Source organism: Spiroplasma mirum ATCC 29335, assembly GCF_000565195.1.
Classification (GTDB): domain Bacteria; phylum Bacillota_I; class Bacilli_A; order Mycoplasmatales; family Mycoplasmataceae; genus Spiroplasma; species Spiroplasma mirum.
Map to the genome: position 1 here is coordinate 585,758 of NZ_CP006720.1, position 23,114 is coordinate 608,871.

General features: G+C 28.6%; 22 protein-coding genes. 9 read left to right on the plus strand and 13 right to left on the minus strand.

Annotated features, from left to right (window positions below; all coding sequences use genetic code 4):
• The first annotated feature begins 300 nt into the window (after positions 1–300).
• From P344_RS02900 to P344_RS02910, 3 genes are all read left to right on the plus strand, one after another.
• Complete coding sequence (locus P344_RS02900) at positions 301–606, plus strand: glycoside hydrolase family 18 protein (protein ID WP_025317404.1); 306 nt, start codon at positions 301–303, stop codon at positions 604–606.
• A 218-nt stretch (positions 607–824) separates the two neighbouring features.
• Complete coding sequence (locus P344_RS02905) at positions 825–3,812, plus strand: hypothetical protein (protein ID WP_025317405.1); 2,988 nt, start codon at positions 825–827, stop codon at positions 3,810–3,812.
• 155 nt (positions 3,813–3,967) lie between these two features.
• Positions 3,968–4,753 carry a hypothetical protein gene (locus P344_RS02910; protein ID WP_038677576.1) on the plus strand — a complete coding sequence of 262 codons (786 nt, stop codon included), beginning with the start codon at positions 3,968–3,970 and terminating at the stop codon, positions 4,751–4,753.
• Between the two features lie 289 nt (positions 4,754–5,042).
• Here the strand turns inward: P344_RS02910 and P344_RS02915 are convergent, their stop codons facing one another.
• The 6 genes from P344_RS02915 to P344_RS02935 all read right to left on the minus strand — a co-directional run bounded on the left by P344_RS02915 (position 5,043) and on the right by P344_RS02935 (position 9,125).
• Positions 5,043–5,570, minus strand: a complete 528-nt coding sequence (locus P344_RS02915; protein WP_025317406.1) for a hypothetical protein — start codon at positions 5,568–5,570, stop codon at positions 5,043–5,045.
• Position 5,571: 1 nt separating this feature from the next.
• The gene (locus P344_RS02920; protein ID WP_025317407.1) at positions 5,572–6,201 is read right to left on the minus strand and encodes a hypothetical protein; all 630 of its coding nucleotides are present in this window, start codon (positions 6,199–6,201) and stop codon (positions 5,572–5,574) included.
• Between the two features lie 4 nt (positions 6,202–6,205).
• Positions 6,206–6,817 (minus strand): hypothetical protein, encoded by a 612-nt coding sequence (locus P344_RS02925; protein WP_025317408.1) that lies wholly within the window; start codon positions 6,815–6,817, stop codon positions 6,206–6,208.
• A gap of 16 nt (positions 6,818–6,833) precedes the next feature.
• Positions 6,834–8,084 (minus strand): YchJ family protein, encoded by a 1,251-nt coding sequence (locus P344_RS02930; protein WP_025317409.1) that lies wholly within the window; start codon positions 8,082–8,084, stop codon positions 6,834–6,836.
• Between the two features lie 658 nt (positions 8,085–8,742).
• Positions 8,743–8,928: a hypothetical protein gene (locus tag P344_RS06725; protein WP_148552305.1), complete on the minus strand. Its 186-nt coding sequence runs from the start codon at positions 8,926–8,928 to the stop codon at positions 8,743–8,745.
• The gene (locus P344_RS02935; protein WP_025317410.1) at positions 8,916–9,125 is read right to left on the minus strand and encodes a hypothetical protein; all 210 of its coding nucleotides are present in this window, start codon (positions 9,123–9,125) and stop codon (positions 8,916–8,918) included. Before P344_RS02935 ends, P344_RS06725 begins: the two co-directional genes overlap by 13 nt.
• A gap of 368 nt (positions 9,126–9,493) precedes the next feature.
• On the opposite strand from P344_RS02935, the gene P344_RS02940 reads away from it, so the two are divergent.
• On the plus strand, positions 9,494–9,910 hold the full coding sequence (locus P344_RS02940) for a TSUP family transporter (protein ID WP_269078627.1): 417 nt from the start codon (positions 9,494–9,496) through the stop codon (positions 9,908–9,910).
• Here P344_RS02940 and miaA read toward each other — a convergent pair.
• From miaA to P344_RS02965, 5 genes are all read right to left on the minus strand, one after another.
• Entirely contained in the window at positions 9,885–10,820 is a 936-nt protein-coding gene (gene miaA, locus P344_RS02945; RefSeq protein WP_025317412.1) for a tRNA (adenosine(37)-N6)-dimethylallyltransferase MiaA, read from the minus strand. The genes P344_RS02940 and miaA overlap by 26 nt on opposite strands.
• Before the next feature lie 623 nt (positions 10,821–11,443).
• A complete protein-coding gene (locus tag P344_RS02950; protein ID WP_025317413.1) occupies positions 11,444–11,797 on the minus strand; it encodes an HAD family hydrolase in 354 nt (117 codons plus the stop codon).
• Between the two features lie 51 nt (positions 11,798–11,848).
• Complete coding sequence (yqeH, locus tag P344_RS02955; protein WP_025317414.1) at positions 11,849–12,937, minus strand: ribosome biogenesis GTPase YqeH; 1,089 nt, start codon at positions 12,935–12,937, stop codon at positions 11,849–11,851.
• Complete coding sequence (locus P344_RS02960) at positions 12,924–13,520, minus strand: YqeG family HAD IIIA-type phosphatase (protein WP_025317415.1); 597 nt, start codon at positions 13,518–13,520, stop codon at positions 12,924–12,926. The genes yqeH and P344_RS02960 overlap by 14 nt, the downstream gene beginning before the upstream one ends.
• A 92-nt stretch (positions 13,521–13,612) precedes the next feature.
• Positions 13,613–14,719 (minus strand): SGNH/GDSL hydrolase family protein, encoded by a 1,107-nt coding sequence (locus P344_RS02965; protein WP_081717387.1) that lies wholly within the window; start codon positions 14,717–14,719, stop codon positions 13,613–13,615.
• Positions 14,720–14,982: 263 nt separating this feature from the next.
• On the opposite strand from P344_RS02965, the gene P344_RS02970 reads away from it, so the two are divergent.
• The 4 genes from P344_RS02970 to ispG all read left to right on the plus strand — a co-directional run bounded on the left by P344_RS02970 (position 14,983) and on the right by ispG (position 19,025).
• Positions 14,983–15,783 carry a hypothetical protein gene (locus tag P344_RS02970; RefSeq protein ID WP_025317417.1) on the plus strand — a complete coding sequence of 267 codons (801 nt, stop codon included), beginning with the start codon at positions 14,983–14,985 and terminating at the stop codon, positions 15,781–15,783.
• A gap of 16 nt (positions 15,784–15,799) precedes the next feature.
• Complete coding sequence (locus P344_RS02975; protein ID WP_025317418.1) at positions 15,800–16,537, plus strand: ATP-binding cassette domain-containing protein; 738 nt, start codon at positions 15,800–15,802, stop codon at positions 16,535–16,537.
• Positions 16,538–16,540: 3 nt separating this feature from the next.
• Positions 16,541–17,311, plus strand: coding sequence for an ABC transporter permease (locus P344_RS02980; protein WP_025317419.1), 771 nt, complete (start codon positions 16,541–16,543; stop codon positions 17,309–17,311).
• Between the two features lie 628 nt (positions 17,312–17,939).
• Entirely contained in the window at positions 17,940–19,025 is a 1,086-nt protein-coding gene (ispG, locus tag P344_RS02985; RefSeq protein WP_025317420.1) for a flavodoxin-dependent (E)-4-hydroxy-3-methylbut-2-enyl-diphosphate synthase, read from the plus strand.
• A 794-nt stretch (positions 19,026–19,819) separates the two neighbouring features.
• On the opposite strand, the gene P344_RS02990 is transcribed toward ispG, so the two are convergent.
• Entirely contained in the window at positions 19,820–20,746 is a 927-nt protein-coding gene (locus P344_RS02990) for a deoxyribonuclease IV (protein WP_025317421.1), read from the minus strand.
• An 88-nt stretch (positions 20,747–20,834) separates the two neighbouring features.
• On the opposite strand from P344_RS02990, the gene P344_RS02995 reads away from it, so the two are divergent.
• Entirely contained in the window at positions 20,835–21,821 is a 987-nt protein-coding gene (locus tag P344_RS02995; RefSeq protein WP_025317422.1) for a hypothetical protein, read from the plus strand.
• A gap of 8 nt (positions 21,822–21,829) precedes the next feature.
• Here P344_RS02995 and P344_RS03000 read toward each other — a convergent pair whose 3' ends face one another.
• On the minus strand, positions 21,830–23,047 hold the full coding sequence (locus tag P344_RS03000) for a YitT family protein (protein WP_025317423.1): 1,218 nt from the start codon (positions 23,045–23,047) through the stop codon (positions 21,830–21,832).
• Positions 23,048–23,114 lie beyond the last annotated feature (67 nt).

Consider the following 23,114-nt stretch of genomic DNA (forward strand, 5'->3'; position numbering starts at 1 on the left):
TCAGGAATATCATTATCAGGAGCTGTTAGTAAACATGGCAAACCATTAAATGTTATCATTGGAATTTCCCAAGAAGGGTTAAAACAAAAATTAATGAATTATTCCCAAATTGTAGTTGCCTTCTATGTTAATCGAAATTAAAAATAACTTAATTAATATAATAAAATTTTTAAAACTATCTTAATAAAACAACATAAATAACATTAAAAAAGATTATATTAAATTAAAATATAATCTTTTTTTAAACTAGTCATTCAATTAATTCGTTAGCAAATAAACCATTATTAGTTGGTTATTGGTATGAATGAAATGATCAAATTAGTATGAAAAATGTTGAGTAATTGATGTTTCATTCATGACAACAATGACAGGGGCGTCAATATTTTTGCCCAAATTACAGCTGATAAATTAGTAATTGGTCTTCCTGCAACTCCAAGTGCAGCTGGTAGTGGGTATGCTACCAAAGCCGATATTAAAAAAGCTTATAATCTTTTAGTTAACAACCATGTTAATGCGCGGGAACTAATGACATGAGCTGTTAATTATGATGCAAAAAATAACTGAAATTTTGCCAATGCCTTTAAAGAAACTTGAGGTAAACAATAAGTTATTTTATGAATATAAAGAACAATTAACTAGTTTTATTCGAACTTATGAGAACATTTCTAAAATATTAATTGCAAAATTTATTTTTTTCAATTATAATAAAAGCAGTTAATGAGAGTACGAAAAGTACCAAACAAAAATTAATCTGTTTGGTACTTTTCTTTTATTAACATCTGAAAAAAATGAAAAACTTACATAATATAAAGGAGGGAAAATAAATGGAAAGCCAACATAATCAATCTAAATTATGTAAAAAATGTTATCAAAAAATTATTAATTTTTTAAAAACAAAAAATGATATTAAAGATTTAATTATTTTTAACGTTACTTCAACTGATAATTTTAGTGAAGAAAATAAAATTAACCCTGTTATTATCTTTAAATGTCAAAAACATTTTTTTGGATTATTTACAAGAAATAATTTAAGAGAAAATCCGCAGCAAGTTAATTTTCAAACCAAAACAGTAGCTTTACCTACTAGTTTAGTTATTAAGAAGTTTAAAGAAAGCAAAAAAATTCTTGATGTTAAAGTAAATAAAAATTCTCTTGTCAACGTCAAACCTTGACCTCTTGTCCCGGTTAGTTCACCATTTTCGTTAGAACCTACAAAAAAAGAACTTGCTTATTTTTTTAATAAGCAACAATTAAAATATTATAAAACAAATGTTTTTAACCAACATAAACATTATTTTAAAACATTATTTTTAAGATCAAATCATCGTTTTACCATCATTTCATTGTTAATTGGGACTTTACTGTTTGGTTTAGGAATTGGTGGGTGACAACTGTTTGAAGATTTAAACCATCCCCAAGCCCATGTTGACCGTCGGATTAATATTTCCCACGATGGGGGTGATTATTATAAAACCAAAGCAATTATTCATAATACTTCCTCAAAAGAATTATTATCCGCTGTTCAGCATATACCAAATTTAAACCCTGATTTACAAAGTGCAATTAATGATAATACCACAATTTTAACAACTAGTGATCCGCTCCAATATGATGGGGGATATCACTTAATGAAAATTAATGTTAATGCACAACATTCCGAGATTTTTGAAGGAATTACCAGCATTACGATGAATATTAAATCCAATAAATTTGATATTTCCTGGTTAGATGGTAACTTTACCCATAATAATGATGTTCATATTGCTAACATTGATCCAACTAATTTATTAAATGACCTAAAATTATTACCCAATTTGAATTCTAATTTAGCAAGTGCCTTACGTGAGAAGGGGATTAAAGTTATTAACATTAAGGGAAAAATGATTGATGATGGTTTCCCCCACCCAATTAATTTTACGCTGGATGCCAATAATACAAATGACTTTAAAGGACAACTTAATTGTCAGTTAAATTTAATTTCGGATAAATTTGATATTTCTAATTTAAAAAATGATTATACAACATCATCATCAGTTACAATTCATGATACTAGTTTTAATAGCTTAGTTTACTTAATAACTTCGGTAGCAGGCATGGATAAACATTTAATTGCCGCGGCCCAAGATGCTAATATTATTTTAACTACTGCTTCGCAATTACCGGATGATGGTCAATGTCATTTATTAAAAGTAACAATGGATGCTACTAATACACTTGCTTATAGTGGAAGATTGACAATTATGATTTCAGCCATTGCTGGTAAAATGAAAATTAACACTCTCAGCCAAGATTTAACCGCAAAACCACCCGTAGTTGAAACAAATACGGATGAAGAAAGTTTACGAAATGCGTTGCAAAAAGTGCAGGGTATTAACCAAACAACTTTAAATGTTTTAAAAGAAAGTAACTTGTTAATTGCTACTCATTCTAATTTACCAGATGATGGTTTACCTCATGAACTTGATATTAGTTTAAATGCTTATCGAACTTTAGATTATACAGGTACTGCCACAATTAAACTAATGGCCAAAACAAGTAAAATTGACATTAGTAAGGATGGGGGAAACTATACGACTTATGGAAACATTATTAGTACTAATGTTGATTCACCATCTTTAATTAAAGCGTTAAAACAAATTAAACAAACTAATCCGGTGATTCTAAGTGCCATTAATGATCCGAAGGTAATTGTTACCACAAATTCGAAATTACCCCAAGATGATTTAATCCATGACATTGAAATTACTATTAATGCCGATCAATCACAAGATTATACCGGAACGGCTAAAATTTTAATTTCAATGGTTTATCCAAAAACAGATATTACCAATTGAAACCAAGATTTAACAAGTTCACCGCCAATTGTCGAACCTGATTTAAATTCAAAAGAATTATTAGATGCCTTAACAAAAGTCAATGGTTTAGCAACTGATTTAAAAAATATTTTAACCTTACAAGGTCTAACCTTCACGACAGATTCAAAACTAATTTATGATAATCACCCCCATCCAATAACAATTTTTATTAATGCTGATAATACTGAACATTATAAAGGGCAAGCAAAAATAACATTATTAATAAATGCTAGTACAATTGATTTAAGTTACTTTAATGGTGATTATTCAACATATGGTGATTATACTATTAATGGTGTTAGTCAAGAAGAACTGATTAAAGCAATTACAAATGATCCTCATATGAATCCTGTTCTGAAAGCTGCTGTGGAAACCACCGGAATTACTGTTAGTACAACCACAAAAATTCCTCCTAACAATAGTGCTGTTAAAACAACAATTACAATTGATGGAACCCACACAAAAAAATATTTTGGCCATGCCACAATAACAATGATCTTACGAAATAATTCAACCGCCCCATTCCAAATTAATATTGGTTTTAAATCACATCAGTCTTATAATGGAACTTCTTCTAGTGATCTCCATTCGGAAACTCATATCTTATTAGATTATTTTGACTATGCTGATAGTTGAGATAGTTTTGTTAAAAAATATCCGTATGTAACCTTAAACGGTTCATTAAGTGTTCATGCCTGAGGAGAGGAGGGCAGTCTTACTAAGATGAAAACGACAACAACAAATATTGCTTTAAATAATCCCGAAACTTCACCCGCCACATGAGAATGTAAAAAAAGTGGGAGTGTTGTTGGGAGTCAAATTATGGCGGTTTGATTCTATTTATGACATGATGATCACAACATCTATTGAGCATTCCAACGTCAAGAATATTCGTTCTGATGTAGTTCATCACCCTATTATTATGCTAATTTAAATAGCATTTATTTTGGACAATAAGATAATTCAATTATAAAGAATGCTGATTAGAAAAATCTTAAGTAAAGCAGCATTTTTTTTTATTTTCTAGAACGCAATTTGTTAAAAAAATAAAATAGGATATAATAATATTAAGTAATATGGTAGCAAAACAACAGAAAAGGGGAATCAATTTTATGGGAAAACCAACTTTTTGTCTAATTCATTTAAAAATTCATGAATGTTCAGAAAATACTAACCGGGCAATATCTTCAGCTAATGAAATAAAAATTAAAGCAAAAATGAGTCGCATGTTAAATCCAACAATTGCGACTGTTGAATCAGTAAATGCGGAAAAGGGGACAATTCAATACATCTTACAAAATGCCAAAAAAAATAATGCTTTGTTAAAATCAAAATTAGGATTAGAAACAGAAGAGGGGATGTCAACCGGTGTGGATGAAAATGATATTAAAGCAAAAATGGCTCGTTTAAGAGCAGCTATTACTGGTCATCAGCCAGCTGCTAATTCCCCTGCTCTTAATTCGTCAAATTCGGGGTTAAGAGAAATTATTGATCATGCTTACCAAGCTAATCGTCATTTTAATAAAAATGTTCCTAATAATAAAGATGACAATAATAATACCTTATCAGCCATAATCTTAGCAGATGCTGATTTAGATCATCAGTTAAATCCTGAAATGACAAAAAAACAATTAACACCTAATAAACAAAAAAAATCCGGTTTTCCTGCATCGAAATCACAATCAGCGGATAAACCATTATCTCAAGTTGATAAAACGGCTAATAATAATGGTAAAAAAACATCAGCTAATAAAAAATTAACAACAGCAAAATTAACAACTAATAAGAAAGTACCTAATAAAGAAGAAGTTAATAAAACTGTCGTGTTATCAATTAATGAAGTTGAAAAATTAATTGAAGCTGCTGTTAATAAAGCAATTAATAAAAAAAATAAATAAAAAAAAGAATAGGAGATTTAAATTATTTATTGGTTTGTAACAAACCACCACATTCCCAGAATATTGATTGTTAAAATACTAAATATTAATAATAAGTTAGTATGTTGATAAGGCAATCTTTAATTAATTTCCTAATAAATTTATCAATTTTTATAGAAATATTTACTAGATTTAATTTTTATATATTATAAAAATAAGTTTATTTTCAATCTTTTCGCTTTTAGGAAGTAGATGTTTCTATCATATAATTGTCATAATGAATAAAATTTGATTAAAATCTAATCAAATTTTATTCATTATTAGAAGTTTTTATTGCTTGTAAGAAGGAAAAAGTTTTTTTGCCAATGATTGTTTTTTTATCGGTTTCCCCATCAACATTATAAATTAATTTTTTCGTGATTCCCTTAACAGCAATTCCAACAATAGCTTTCAGCGGGATTTCTTCATCTAAAAAGAAGATAACATTGTCATTAACTTTAATTCATAAACTATTCAAACATTGGGTTTGAATTATTAAATAAATTAAGATTAAACCATAATCAATTAAACCAATAATAACATATAAGTAAGAAAAAACCGGAGCAGTATCGGGGATCGTTAATAATAAAATATAATCAACAATAATAAAAATAATAATGGGGGTTAAAACAGCATAGATAAAAATAAAAATAAAACTAAGCATCGCAGTTCACCGAAATTCTTGATTATAGTCTTTAACACCCCGTTGGCGATGATATTGCATCATGAATAAAAAATTAAAAACATACAATGCTAACGCTAAAATTAAGGTAAAAACTAATATTATATGTAATTCCATTTTAACTTCCCTTCTCTGTGGTAATTAATTTTTGTTGTTGTAATAATAGTTTATATAGGATCATTGATATTTTAACATTTTTTGTTAAAAACTTATAAATATTATTCTTGGTACTAATGAAAAAACCAACTTCAAACGCAATATTAAGATTAAAAATGCTTGGATAGAAATAAATAATATCTTTTAACCAGATTATTTTATAAGTTTTAATATCATCAATTAGCACTCGTTTATTAGTAACATATAGATTTCCATTGTATCTTCTTGCACGGTGCGGTGATTTTAAGTTAATATAGCCATTTAAATTTTCAATTTTATATTGGGGTTGTTTGGGCTTTACCGGAGGGTATAAATAAAAACTATTATTATTAATTTCTTTGGTGTTTTCCAAGATATATACTTCAACTTCTTCTTTAGCATAACACACTTCATCAGATGGCAGTTGATAATCAATGGTAATTGCTTGTAAAGGGATTGTTAATTCTTGGTGTTGATCAGTAATTGCCGCTTGGAAACTACGATAAACCTTTTTATAATTTTGAATTTTAACTTGTTGGAGAATTCCTAAAATTAAAGTGATCAATACTGAAATTCCCATTACGCCAAAGAAAATAATAAATCCAATTTCCATGTTGCTACTCCCCTTCTGTTTGTACTTTTTTAATTAAATATGGTGTTTTTAAATCATTACTAATGATAAAATACTTACTTTGCTCATAATATAAGAAAAATCCCTGGTATAAGCGCTGATTAATCCGAATTATTGATAATTCTAAGTTAGTAATTTTTGTTAGCTCCCAAATCGTAGTAATTTCGGGGTTAACAATTAAAATTCGTTGGTTGGTAATAAATAAATACCCTTCTTGAAAAACAACTGGAACAGGATTTTTTAAAAAACGATTTTTCCCGGTATAACCAACGTTAATTCCCCCCGGAAATTCAATTACATATTTAGATTTAGAATAGTTACTAACTTGTTTTTTGTCTAATAAGGGCATTAAATAACTGCTAATTGCTGTTGTATAATATACCACTTCATTTCGTTGTAATTTAATCTTAACTTTAATTGGATTAACGGTTAGTTGGGGATAATCATTATTAATAAAACTTTGGTTATCAACTTCTAATTTTTTAAAAATTTCAAAAATAAGGTGTTTTTTCTTATAGTTAAACCATATTAAAAAACCAAGAAAAATTAGTGATAATCCGATAAATAAGCCAATAAATACTCACCCAATTGTTGTCATGTGGTTCCCCCCCCTTCTATTTAATATTATTAATCCCTTTATTAAAATTATTAATAAATGTTTGTAACATTAATTCTTCCCCACTATTGCGGGGTTGTTCAAAGCGATTGTAATAATAAATATTAATTAACTCTTTTGTTTTACTATTTAATTTATCATAATACTTTTGGTTAATTAATATGTGGTTAGCTTGGTTAATAATTAAACTTGAACTATAAGTTAACCATTCTTTTTCATTTTTAATTTTTTCTGTTCATTCATTAAAGTATAAATTATAAATCCGGTTATTTTTATGATAATAAAAGTTAATAACCCCCGTGTTATTTTCCACCGTGTTAATTACAAATAATAATTTATTTGGTAAAAATGGGTTGTTTGGGGAATTAATCGCTTGAAAAGTAATCGGGGTAATTTGCGCTAATAAAATATCATTAATAATAAATGAGGTTAATGGTTTTTTGAGTACAATTTGGTGTTTAAGATAGCTTTTATTAGTATTATCTAAATCATTAACTAAGCGGTATAATTCTAATTCATAAATTAAATGGAGTTTAATAAGTTTCCGAATTTTTAAAGTTAAGATTACTTGTTCAGCGACACTTAGTAACTGGTAAAAATTAATAAAGGTTTCATAACAAACCTGGTGGTCAATTAAGTTATTACCAATGTTCATTAATAAAGCTTTTAACTGGGGAGTTAATAACTTTGGATTATTTAAATATTCATCACTATGATTTTGACAAAGTAAATAAAAATAATAAGGACAATCCTCTGTACTTTCTTCTAATGCTAAAAAGTTATTCTTAATATTTTTAAAAAAATGTTTTTCTTGATAACGATCAATAAAATAATTCCCTTTAATTAACTCAGGGTTATAAAGATCATTGCGAACAACCGGATTTTGACAATCTCTTAAAATGCATTCATTTTGTTGTTGATGATTGCGAACGTTAGTATAATGTTTTTTTTCTTGATAAACATATTGTTCTTTTAACTGGGAATCACTAATTGCTTGTAAAATTGACAGATATTCATCCCGTGCATGGGGAGTTGCTAATACTAATGGCTTACAACAATCTTGGTATTTTTTCCCGCTAAAGCAAATGCAATCTTCATTATCCGAAATGGTAAAAATTGGTTTATAGTATTGATGCAAATAATCTAACTGGTCATCATCAAGAAAATAACTCTTTAGTAAAGCATCAAACATTAATCGTTCTTGGCCTTTTAAATTATCACTGAAATGTTTTTCGATTTGATCACTCATTTTGAATCCCCTTTTTCCTAATCATTATATATTATAAACTAAAATTAATATTTTATGCTGGTTACTATGTTTTTTCTCCCCTATCCTCAGAAAAACCTCCCCTTCCCATTAAAAAAGAGCCTCTTGTAAAAGAGACCCCCAAAGGCAACATATAGATTTTTTTAGTACTTATATTGTTTAATGAACTTTATTATTTTAACAAGCATTTTTTAGATATAAATAAATTATTTATCCAATACAGACCAATACAGACCAATACAGACAGCATATTTGACCTTAAATTTTTATACTATTATCATTATTTCTCATCAAAACAATATAATTACTTCTCAATTTTGTAGTCTTGATAGCAAGGTTAAACATAGAATCAATTATTTTTTACATGGACCGTGAATTAATAAGTAATATTTTTCATAGTTTTAACCGTTTCTTCTTAACTACAAATTCATTATATCGCAAATTTCATAAAATTCATAAAAATTTTCAAAAAATTTTATTTTTTTTATTAGTTTTTTATAAAAATATTCAATATTTTATAAATTTATAATTAGTAAATAATTATTCTTACCTTATCACATTCCCCTTTAACTGTCAAATAACTGACAAATTATTTAATAAACACTCACAAGGAGTATTTATTGCCCTTTTGTTAAGTCAATTAACCGTTTTGTTTTTTCATTCGCAATAAGATAAAGACTGTTTCTGCCACGGTTAAAGCTAATAATGCTAACACTACAATTACAATACTTTGTCATGAAAAAGCAAAGGTAAAGAGAATTCCCGTCATGTTAAAGATTAAGCGAACAATAATAATTCAGGCACCATAAGAGATTAGGAATGGCAATCCGAGTCCAATTTTTCAAAAGCAAAGATATATCAGGCTAAAACATAGGTTAAAACCTTACCATTCGAATATCCCATTGCTTTCATTGTTGCCATAATTGCTGCTTTATAATTGTTTTCTTCAATTGTCATGTTAATTAAAACAACCAAGATAAAGGCTACAATAATAAAGGTAAAGATAGCGGTAATTTCTAACAATAAAATAACATTCCCAAAAACTTTTTCTAACGCTTCTTAGACCATTTTTAATGGTGAAATTGTATTTTGACCATTTAAATTATTAGTGCTCTTAAGAAGAAACTAAACTATCCCGTAATTTTAGTGAGGTTAATAATTGCACAATCCCTACCGTTTTTTTGGAAACTGACTTAATGATAAAATTAATGAGAGAATTAAGACGATCATCATTGTAGTTCTCTTAAGTTATATTTCAATTCAATTAATTATTAACCAGTATTTGTTAAAAAAGAAAACTGTAGTTCAAAAAGAACTGGTTAAAAAATGGTACCATATTGTTTTAAGTGATAATCCCCAAAAATATTTAAATATTTTTTTCCTTAGCAGCAATTTCTTTTGTTGCCGCAATGATAACTTCCTTAACCGGAATGGGTGATGGAGTCATTATTATGCCTTTCTTATTACTGTTTGTGAAGTTAAATATTAAGGATTCAACCCCAATTTCGCACTCAATTATTATGATTACCAGTTTATTAGCAATTATTATTGAACCCACAATGGTTAACCACAACTACTTTTTAGACACCCTTGTGATGACAAATATCTTAGTTCCGATGTTAGTAGGAACTGTTGGTGGGACAATTGGTGCTATTTTTGTCAAAAAATATCTGAAAAAAGAAAATATTATTTTATGAATTTTAATTATTTTAATTTGAATTTCAATTGTAAAAATGATTGTCGATTTAGTTTACTGGTTAAAAAACAATTTTAATATATTAATTATTGCGAAGGTAAATAGTTACTAGCTTCTAAATCATTAATAATCTGGCGCGTCACAGTTAAAAAATCTTGATAAGAAAAGGCATATCAATTAGTAGTTGGCAGTTGATTTCGAAACCATGTCAACTGCTTTTTTGCATATATTTTGTTAGCATACACCATCTGGTCAATTGCTTGTTGGTAAGTAATTTTACCTTTTAAATAAGCAATGATTTCTTTACAACCAATTATTTTCATACTTTGTTTAGTTTCATCAAAATGACAATATTCATACGCAGCTGCTACTTCCGCAAATAACCCGCGCGCAGTTAGTTTATCAACACGGGTTTCAATTCGTTCGTGTAGTTCAGCTTTATCAGGATTTAAACCAATAATATAAGGTTCATAATATCATCTGTTTTTGGCATCATCATTGGCTGATTTTAGGCTCTTATTTTCTTGGAAATATTGTAAGGCTCGTAAGACACGTTTACGATTGTTACAATGGGTACGCTTGGCTTCTACTGGGTCAGTGCTTTGTAATAATTGCCATAAGGCAAGATTGGAATATTTTTCATATTGTTGGGCAAATTGGGGATCACGCTGATGGTTATCAAAATGATAATCTTTTAGTAAGGCATTAATATATAAGCCACTTCCCCCAACAACAATCGGGATTTTATGGCGTTGTCAAATTTCATTAATAATTTTGCGTCCTGCCCGTTGAAAGTCACTAATTGAATAATTATTATTTAAATCAATTGTTGATAATAAATGATGAGGGATGTTTTCTTGTTCAGAGGACAAAATTTTATTAGTAGCAATATCTAATCCATTAAAAATTTGAGTGGCATCAGTGTTAATACATTCACCATTAATTTTTTTAGCTAACATAATCGACAAGTCAGTTTTTCCACTTGCTGTTGGTCCCACAATAAGAATAATTGGTTTGTTCATTTTTGCCCTGCTTTCTTTTAAATAATATCATATATAAATATATCGCATTTTTAATATTTTTTTAAGTTTATCATTATCTTTTATTTCGATCTTTAATTAAAAATATCTAAGAAACCTTGTTCTTAGATATTTTTATAGTTAATATATATCATTTAAAAAGAAAAAAGTTATTTTAAAAACTAATTAATCCTCTTAATTGGCTTTTAAAATAACCCTAAACCGCTTTAAGTGTCTGGGTGTAGAGTTATTTTTTGATTTATATAGCGGTTAATAACCCCAAACACACCTTAACGTTGCATAAAAAACGTAGAAACTGTCCTTACGGACAAATTAATTATACTATATTTAATCATAAAAATCAGCAATTTTCTTAACAGATGAAATTATTTTACCTAAGGTAATTTTATCATTTGTTAATTTTTCCTGGTGCTATTGATTTTGGTTTTTTTAATTTCAATCTCATTTTTGTTCCTTGACAATTTATTTTAATTCACTAACAGCATTTCCCATCGCCACTGGTTAACCAACACTTTGCGCTAGTTTAATAACATTATGGTTATCATCACCATATGAAATAAATTGGTTTGGATCATATGCCTTAATATCACATAAAATTTTAACAGTTAAATTTTATTTTGCCGAACTTGTTCAGCAAAATCACTAGTAGTGTCCACTTCAATTTGGTATTCTGGTTTGGATGCTGTCTTGTTATAATTAAGAACCATTTGAATCCGATCGGTCTTTTCAGGACCATAAATCATGTTGCAAGAAATAATTGGAATTTTAATTTGTAATTTATCAGCATACTCTTTAATTATTAAATCTAATTGTCCCGATGCTAAAATTAATTTATAATCACTAGCTAGTTGATATATTCGTAATGCTTCATAAGTTTTATCACTAATCGTAAAATCTTTGCGGGTAATTGTTCTGTCTAAATCAGTAATAATATAAGGATACTTGGTAATTAGACTCATTATTACTCCCCCTTTTTAACTCTCAATAAGTATTATAAAATTAATTACCAATTAAATAAATCTTTTTGCCAAAGTAATTTTAATATTTTTATTTGTGGTAATTAATAATTTTTGACCAACAATACCTTGAAAAGTAATTCACCCTAATCCTGAAATTCATAAGGAATAATTATCTGCTTGAGAAATTGTAATTTCAGTTATTTGCATGTCATCATAATGATTTAATTGTAAACTTAGCTTATTCAAATTATTTTTCCAGTACTGTTCTTGGTTTTGATATTTTGTCCGATGTAAGATAATGTTATTGTTTTTATAAAAATGGAAACTAGTTTTAAATCCCGCTAAATATGTAAAACTCGCTAGTCCTTCATAAAAAATTGTTTGTTCAGCATTTAGTTGAAAAGTTATTGGTCGCAAAATTTTGTTAACTAATAATTTTTTATAATTATTTTTATTAACATAATTTAATAAATTAGTTGTGTTAATGACCCCGGGTGTATCATAAATTTTAACTGGTAAATTAAAATTTAAGGAAATGTTATCTAAGGTAGTTCCAAAATGGTTAGAAACCACAATTGGTTTATTATTCCTATTAACTAATTTAATTAAACAATTTAAGATACTACTTTTACCAGTGTTTGAACAACCAACAACATAGAGATCTTTAGTTTGATGAGTAATATATTGGTATAATTCGTCAACATGATAATTTTTTAAAGCACTCATCAAGATAATTTTTTTGATGTTGCGGTTAATTATTGCAGAGGAGAAAATACTTTTAACATAACTAATTATTTTTTGTTCATTAATTAATTTATTAACTAGATCAACTTTATTAATAATTAATGTAATTTCATTATGTTGGATAATTTCTTCTAAAGTGAAGTTTCGGGTTCCGGGTAAGTCATAAATATCTAATACATAAAAGTAATGATGATGTAAGTTAATATTATTTTTAAGTTGGACTAAAAATTGGTGGGGATCAACATCATAATCAATAATTTCATTATAATTTATTAACCGAAAGCAACGCAAACAATAATCCTGCTCAATATTTTTTGCAAACCCGGCGTGATTCTCTTCACTTGTTTGGAGAACCACACCACAACCAATACATTTTTTATTATTATAAGATGTCATAATCTACTCCATATTCTCCTTCATCAAAAAAACCTTTATGTAAAATATTCTTTTGTTCTAAGCGTTTATAAACTAAATTATCTAACATTCGGATTAAACGACTTGATTCATCAACACCAGTTACTGGGACTACTAAGATACTTTCAATGTGAGCGCGGTTAGCAAATAAAATATCAGTAATTAACTGGTCACCGACCATAATCATTTCATTTGGTTGCACATTAAATTGTTTACTAATCACTTTAAAATATTTTAGTAATGGTTTTTTAGCATTCCAATAAAAATACTTAATCTCTGCTTTTTGAGCAAATCGTTCCACACGTTTACGAGCATTATTCGATAATAAAACAAACTTCATTCCTAATTCTTCTACTTTCCGAATTAATTGGAAATTATCCGCATTCGGGATGCGGCGGTAAAAAGGGGCTAAGGTATTATCTAAATCACAAATAAAGACTTTAATCCCATGTTTTTTTAAAGATTCTAAATTAATTTTATTAACATCTTTCACATAAATTGATGGTTTAAAATAATTTAACAATAAGTTACGGTTTTTTTGTTTTCGAAAGATCTTATTTGACACTTGTTAACCCCTTTCCTATTTTCAATATTATATCTTAAAATTTAATAAAAAGAAAAGCATCCCTGTTGAAATGCCTTTCAAAAATAATTTTGTTAATTTCAGTTAGCTACTAATTGGTATAATTGTTCGCCCACTTGTTGATGTGCTCACGCGGTTGGATGGACATCATCAAAGAAAAAATGATTATTAATATTACTATCATCACATCCTGAAACATAAGTTGGTGTTAATTTACCCGTTACAATATCACTAAAATTAATTGTTACACACTGGTCAGTGGTATTATTTTTTGGATCTAACTTCCCAAATGTGGTTAGTAATTTATCAAATTCAGTAAATAGATCATATTCCTTAACTGTATTTGGATGATGAGCATTAACTTCAGCAATTACTGTCGAAAGCTTTTGATTATATTCTTTTGTAATTTGAGTTGCCAACGCGCTTTTTTGACTATCTTTATTAAAAGCAGGAATTTTACCAATATCAGGAACATTCATAACCACAATATGATGTTCTTGATGGTTAGCTAAGGCAAACAAGGCTTGTCGCTCATTTTTAATGGCCAAGTCAATCATTTGTTCTTGTTTATCGTGTTGATTTTCCTGAGGGTTAGCACTTTCTTTTAAAATTTGCATTACATCATTACCGCCAATTTCTAAAAAAGTCAAATCAGTTGGTTTAATTTGATGCTGTTTAATTAATGCTGTTGTTTGATTATAAATTTTAAAATTATTTAAAATTATACTTTGAATCGGATCAGTTACTTCTCCGCTGGTTGCGCCAGCAATTGCATAATTATTTCCTTGGAAATTATAATTACTAAAGTTTCAACCAGTTTCTAAATTAATTCCTAGCTTTTCACTTAATACTTTGCCAGCAACCTTACCATTTGTAAAAGAATCATTGGCAAAGGGTGGATCCATTTCAACGGGACTGCGACGACCTAAAATCTTGCTCGCTACCTGGGCAATTCCCCCTGAATCAGATAAACTATCTCCTAAAATATAAAAGTTAGTAAATTTACCCGAGTAGTTCGAATCATCAATTGCGTGGGAAGTATCAATATCCATCCCAATGGTACTTGTATCATCACTAGGAGGTGGTGACACATGAGAAGTTTCGGGATGACAAGCAACTAGATTTCCGGCAACGCCAAAATATAATGTTGCTGCATAAAACATTATAAATAATTTCTTCATATTTATTTTTTTTCTCCTTAATTAGTTTTTTTAAATTAGTTTGTAGTTATTTTTAGGTTTTATTTTAAATTTGAGTTATGAAATATTAAAATTAATATTTCATAATAAAATTTTAACAAAAATTTTTAAGTTTTAAGTTTTTTAACAACCATTTTAGCTATTAATTTTATTAAAATTTTTGTTAAGAAAAGCTGGTTATTTTTGAGAATATTTTTAAAACCCTTCTTTTCTAGTGTAAAATGTAAACAAGGAGTTGAAGATTTGTGAAATATTTGTATCGAATTTTATTTTTTAATTATTTTCATAGTATTTTTGGATTTTACCTCGGTTTTATCGGCCCAACTTTATTTGCCATCACCCTAATTGGTTTTCGATTTACAAATATTGTTACAATCCCCTCATTTATGGCCTTAGTTATTATTCGGAATGCGACCACTAACTTAGCAGTTTCCTTAACGCAATTACGCTTATCAGGATTTTTCTCCCGTTTAGCAACAACCCCGTTTGCCAAACCTCGTTTAAAATTTAAATTTTTTACGGTGATTATTATTTTTAACGGGGCTTTATCAGTTTTTATTGCCTTATGAATTTTATTATTATCTGTTATTATACAACCAAACGCCAATATTTTTGCAAATGTTAATTGAGGTTATACAATATTAGGCTTTATTTTATTATTAATAATGTCTTTATTATTAGGATTATTAATTGGCGGGCTGGCACGAAGTAATGGTATTTCGAGGATAATTGGTTTATACTTATATTTCTTATCAACCTATTTATTAGGAATTGTGTATGGTTATAACTTAATTAATAAATATGCTCCGGCAATTAATATTATTACTTTATTTATCCCATTTGATTATAGTGTTTCTATTATTCAAGTTGGCTGAAGTGGTAATGTCCATAATATGACAATTCCCTATTTTGATCACATTACTAACACAACAGTTAATTATACAGTGGGCTTACCCACAATGTGAATTGCAATTTTAGTTTCTATTATTATTATCATTCTAAGTGGCATTGGCTTTTGACAAACTTTTAAATATTATCAAAAATAAGGAAGGAACCAAGTAAATGAAAAATTGAAAAAAGAGAAACTGCGAAATATTAACTGATGCGGTTGTTGAAATTAGACATATTAAAAAAAGTTTTAATAAAAAAACCATCTTAGAAGATATTAACGCCACAATTTATCCTGGTGATCGAATTGCACTTGTTGGGGCAAATGGTAGTGGAAAATCATTATTATCGGAAATTATTGGGCAATTAATCGAACCAACTAGTGGAAAAATTATTTATCGTTTTAATAATCCCAAAAGGCACATTGGAATGTTATTAAATGGTCTTGATTGACCTCCTGGTGTGCGAGTGTGTGATGCTATTAATTTATACAGCTGAATTTATAAAGATTTAGATGAAACTTGAATTAAACTTTTAATCGCCCATTTTAAACTTCAAACTCATTATAAAAAATATATTACCCAATTAACTCCTGAATATAAACAATTATTTAACATGGTGATTTCAATTATTCATAATCCTAGTTTAATTATTTTTGACCGCTCCCTAACCGATGTTGATTTACAATGACAATATGTAGTGTGGAAAATTATTTCAGAAGTTCTATTTAATGATAATACCCGTTCCGCAATATTTATTACCCACCTGGTAAATATTATTCAAGATTTATGTAACCGCATTTGACTAATTCATGAGGGAAAAATTCTCATTGATGATACAGTAGAAAATATTGTCGCCAAATATGGTTCGGTTGAAACTTTCTTAGATAATTACTTTAAGGGAAATTTATAAAAGATGAGACTTTTTCGGATTTTATTACACCATTTCTTCCATAAAAGTAATGTTTTCTACCTATCAGTCTTATTTGGTTATCCCTTGTTAATTGTAATTGTCGCTTGTTCCCTAAATGCTGATTTTCCCATTACCTTACCAACTTATATTTCGGTCGGAATTATCCTGGCAACTGTTATTGTCTTACCAAATTTTTTAATTCAATACCGCAAAATTGAATTTATTTACCGGTTAAAAGCAACCACCATGAATATTTATTGAATAATTGCAAACATTTGTTTATTCTTTCTATTTATTGTGTTATTAATCACAATTTGAATGTTCTTATGAGCAATGATCTTTCCTCAACAACGAATGCTCGTCAAAACTATTAACTGAGGAATTTTCATCTTAGGAATTTTCTTAACAACAACAATGGGGATTGCTATTGGCTTTTGTGCCGGAGGTATTTTTAAAAGTAACTCGGTTTCGTTAATTATTATGTTTTCAATGTTCATAATTCCACTCTATTTAGGAGGAGTTACCATCCCCTTAGATATTATTTATAATAAAGCACCCTGGTTGTTCTATTTAACCCTCGCTATCCCATTTAAATACCCGGTAAGTATTCTACAATTAGCTTGGGGGGGAGATATTAATGGGATGAAAGTTATTAGTAGTACTGGTCATTTAATTAATGTTGGTTTCCCCAATATTTGAATTGGAATTATTGTTTCGCTGGCTGTTAGCGGATTACTAATTTTCTTAGGCATTAAGTTCTTCCGGTTACGTTAAATCTCTAACATTAGAGATTTTTTTAAGCCAAAATAAAAAACAACCCGGGTGAGGTTGTTTTTATAGGGTATCCATGAAGTATAAGAAAATATAATACAAAGTATGGTCATATTCTGATAGGGCTAAACTTGTGCTTTAAATTATTATTAATTAAAAGAACAAATCTTATACTTCTCTAGACACTTTTTATTATATATGGGTATAAATAAATTTCAACAAAAGTTAGCAAACTTTTTGATATTTTTTTAATTTTTAGAATGAATTTGGAACAAAAATGGAACAAAATTGAAACAAAGATGAAATTATTATTATAAACCCTTATAAATAAAGGGTTTATAACTGTTGATAAGCTCAAATCCCCCTGCTAAATTATCTTTATTTTTTTAAACATAAAAAAATATTTGAAATAGTTTATCCTAATAAGATTGACTATTTATCATTTTCAAAGTATGATGGGTGTATTATAAAAATATAATTCAAGAAGATATATAAATAACTAAAAATAACCAGAAAATGCAGTAAAATAAAGGGTTTTAAACTCCCCTACCGAGTTCTCCAAGTCCCCTACCGCATCTTATTTCCTTTTTTTCTACTGATTATCTTTAGTTATCATAAATAGAGGGATAAAATGACAAAAAGAGAACAAACACGAAAAATTTATATAGGTAACATTCAAATTGGGGGTCAAAATAAAGTAGTTATTCAATCAATGACAAATACGAAAACCCATGATATTGCCGCGACATTACAACAAATTAATGCTTTATATAATAAAGGTTGTGAAATTGTGCGGGTTGCGGTTCTAGGTATTGATGATGCCTACGCTTTAAAAGAATTAGTAGCAAAATCCCCCTGCCCATTAGTAGCTGATATTCATTTTAACCATGAATTTGCCCTAATTGCTGCCGATGCGGGAATTAGTAAGATTCGAATTAATCCCGGAAATATTGGAAAAATTGAAAATACTCGTAAAGTTGTGGAAAAATGTAAAGAAAAGAAAATTCCCATTCGAATTGGGGTTAATTCTGGAAGTTTACCATTAGATTTAGTTGAAAAATATGGTTGAACTCCCAAAGCAATGATTGAAAGTGCACGCCGCCATATTGAAATCTTAGAAAATGAAGGATTTTATGATATTATTTTATCTTTAAAAGCAACCGAACCATTAATGGCAATTGAAGCTTATACCCTAGCTAGTCAAGAGTGAAATTACCCTTTGCATTTAGGGATTACTGAAGCTGGTAGTTATCAAAATGGAACAATTAAATCAAGCGCTGGGTTAAGTCCTCTGTTATTAAACGGGATTGGTGATACTATTCGAATTAGTTTATCTTCAGATCCCATTAATGAAATTGAAGTTGCAAAACGGCTATTAAATTCATTAGGTCTGTATGATAACATTGTCGATGTTGTTGCTTGTCCAACTTGCGGTCGTTTAGAATTTGATTTATTTGATGTTGTCCACAAAGTTGAAAAGTATGTCAAAGAAATGAATTTTCCTTTAAAAATTGCGATCTTAGGTTGTGTTGTTAATGGTCCGGGCGAAGCAAAACAAGCTGATATTGGGATTGCTGGTGGTAAAAATGGTGGCATTATTTTTAAAAAAGGCAAAATTTTTAAATCATGTCCCCAAGACCAATTAGTTAGTGAATTAAAACTATTAATTGATGAATATTATCAAAATTGAAAAGCTAGTAAAAATATTAATAAATAAAATGCTGGTAATTAAAACATTTCCTATTAAATATTAACCATCAGAGGAAAGCCAGATTTCCCGATACTTATGTTATAATTTATCTATAAATTTATTTAATTTCAAATAAATTTAAAATAAATTGGGAGGATATTATATGGCCGTGTGTTGTCCAGCTAAAAATCATGAATGTAGTACTTGTCGTACTTGTAGTAAACCAAAAGTTGGTTGTCGTTCATGTTTGGTATGTATATCTTGCATTAATTGTGTTAATAAAGAATGCGCATGCTGTAAAGATAGTCGCTAAAAAATAACTTATTTAATAAGTTATTTTTTTAATTAGAAATTAAATGGTTATATGGAAATTCATTAACTAAGAAATCAAATTATCGCGGGTTTGGATTAATATAAGGATGAATCCGTTCAAATTGTTCAAACGCATTATCAAAGTATTCATCATTAATATATCCCCTTGGCGACTAAATACATAAAAACAATCGAAGCACTGCGATTTACTCCCCAAACACAATGAACATAAATATTTTTCATTTTGATATTATTATCAATGATTTTTAATGCTTGGATAATGGTATTGGGGTCTAATTCTTGTTAAATTGGATAATCTTTAAAATTAAAACAAACATGTTTATCATCAGTCCAAGCATATTTATCTTCGGTTTTGGGGATTTTATGCATAATAACTTGCTCACGAAAAATTTCTTAGGCACAAGAAAATACTAAATTAGCATCAGGAGGAATATTATGGCAATCACCTAAATATAAATTATCTAAAATTTTCTTTGACGACATTTGTGTTATCTCTTTTCTATTGGTGTTTTCCCATATTTTTGAAAGGGATCAGTAAATTTTTTATTTTTAATCATGGTAATTTCTTCTTGGTATGGGGAATACATTTTGCCTTCCTGGTCTTTAACATAAGGTGTTTCTAAAATTTTAACCATATTATTTAGTCGGGGATGATAAATAATTTTAAGTAAATTATCAAATCCTAAATAACCATAACCAATATTTTCATGACGATCTTTATGAGCATTTAAGGGGTTTTTACTATCATTAATATGTAAACATAAAAGTCGATCAAGACCAATCATCTGGTCAAATTCCTCAATGATAGCATCTAAATGCTCTCCTAGCTGGTAACCACTATCATGTAAATGACAAGTGTCCCAACACACCCCTAATTTATCGTTTAACTTAACATTATCAATAATATATTTTAATTGGGTAAAATTAACCCCTAATTCGCTCCCCTTACCCGCCATAGTTTCTAAAGCAACGAGTGCTTTTTGCTCAGCGGTTAGGACTAAATTTAAACCTTCAACAATCAGATCTAACCCGACTTGTTCTTCGGCTCCCACTGCACTACCGGGATGTAAAACTATTGTTTTAATTCCAATTTTATCAGCCCGGGAAATTTCTTTTTTTAAAAATTCAACCGCAATGTCAAAAGTTTCTTTTTTAAAACTATTTGCTAAATTAATAATATAGGGCGCATGAATAATAACATTATCAATACTTAAATTATTATCTGCTAATTGTTGATGAAATTCAGGGATAAAAAAATTTTTAACATCAACCCGAATCGTGTTTTGTGGGGGACCCGTATAAATCATTAGGGCGTTTGCCCCATTATTAAGAGTTTCATTTAAAGCTCCTAATAAATAATTATCTTGTTTATTCATACTAACATGACTACCAATAATTAAATTATAATCTTTCATTTTTTTACTCCTTATTTTTTAACTTGCTTAACTTATAATATAATATCATATATAATTAAAATATTGATATTTAAGAAAGGAAAATCTGATGATTGAACCTCCCGAAATTGATGAAATTGAAAAAACAGTAAGTAAAATTTATGATAATATTGTAACGAAAAAACACGAAAAATTCTTGGCTTGGCAATGAATTAACTTAGTTTTTATTTGTCTAATTAGCATTAGTCTTTTTATTGCGATTTTTTCTTATATTCAATGTTTTGATTCGCATTTTAAAACAAACCAGAACTTATTTTTATCCTTAGCAATTGTATTTAGTGGGTTATTTGTAGGGTTGCTAATTGGTTTAATTATAATACGCCACGGGCAAAATTGTTTAAAAGAAAAAATTAAGGATAATTTTGACCACCGGATGATTATTAATATTTATGATCAAGTCTATCAAGAGCAAGATAATAACTTAAAATTAAATGATTTAAGTTACCAATGAACCATTACACCGCTTAATTTACATCCCAATGATAATTTTTTAATTAATGACCTTATTTTAGATGGAGTTTATCAACAGTGCCATTTTAATATTGGTTCAATTAGTGAAGCAACTAATACTGTGGTTGATAACTTGGAGCCAAGTTTAGCACCCCAACCGTATAGTATTAATTATTATCGCTATTTATATTTAACAATTAAAAGTGAACAGTTCTGAAACCAAACATTAGAAATTACCCGCAAAATTAAACCACAAAAAAATAACTTAACTTTTGATAACTTCTTTATTTATGATCATCAAAACCCACACATTACTGAGGAATTTAAAGAAAAAGTAATTGCCAATATGATTAAAACAAAATTAATTCCTAATCTTAAAATTGAAAATAACATCTTATCAATTAATTTAGCAACAATCAGTACCAACGGATGAAATGATAACTATGATAGCTTTATTAATTTAGAATTTAGTTTAAATAAACGAATGATGATTGAACAGATTATTACTGCCATTCAAAAAGATTATGTCACTTTGCAAAAAGCGTTGGTGTGGTTTAACTTAATAAATGAAAAAACTGGTGGTTAACCAGTTTTTTAGTATTTTGAAATTGAGAAATTACCAATTAACTTGTCGAGTTTATGGGACAAGATTTTGGCATCGGGGTCCGAAACCATAATCGCGGCCTTCACATATTTATATTCTAATAAGGATGTTGAACAAATTAAAACTTCGTTATTAACATATTGTCCAGCAATATTATCCCGAACCGGAATGCGCATGATATCATTTGAATATTTAATAAATTGGAGTCCGGCGACAATAGCATCCCCTTTTGAAGTTACAATCATTAAACTACGGTATTTAAATTTTGGGAAGATTAAATCCGTTACAATTGACTGGACAATCACAAATAAATATGACGCAAAAAGAACGGGTCCAAAGAAGTATTTAATTTTATAAGTAATTAAGGCATTACCATAAAAGCCATTAATTACATCAAAATTACTTGGGTTCAGACCATTTCCATTGGCTCAAATTTCGTTTACATGGTTTCGCCAATTTGTACCAAAGTAAACTTCGGTTAACGTTTGGCGGCTCATTAATAATGTGTGTATTAAAACCATAATAATTACAATAAAATAATTAATAATTCGATTATAATTGGCAATTGATTTTTTATGTTTAACTGAATAATATGCTAAAACAAAGTCTGTTCCCGCTGATGAGCTGCCTCCTTTATATAATAAACCATAGGCAACCCCATTTAATAGTCCCGCAGCGCCGGCAAAAACAAATAATCAAATTTGATACATTCCTCCGGAATTTTGGTACAAGTCTAAATTAGCATAATCAACAATAAAGTGAAAACTACTTGGATTAATAAATGGAATGTAAGCAAAGGCAAAGTGAAAACCATTTTGTAAAATAATATAGACAATGGTGCGGATGGAAAACCGCCAACCAATTTTAATAACTCCAAACACAAATAAGGGAAAATTAATACAAAAATAAAATACCCAGTACATTCCAGTTTGCATTGTTAATTGTTCTGGTTCACTTCAAATATTAACCGCCATCCTCCGGGCGATGGCGGCGACCCCACTGGGCGTAATCCCATTACTAGTTGTGGAAGCAATAAAATAGTCATAAGCAATAACTCCCAATAAAGCAGCTAATACAATATAAGTATAGTCTCGAAATCGTCGCGACTTAAAATATTCTTTAAAACGGAGGTTAAACTCTTTTTTTGTAATCCGCTCACGATTTCTAGTTTTTCGCGTTATTTCTATTATCTTAGATTTATTGTTCATTTCCTTACCTTCTAAATTTTATTATCCAATTATCGAGCGGAATTTTTAAATTTTATACGTTGATAAT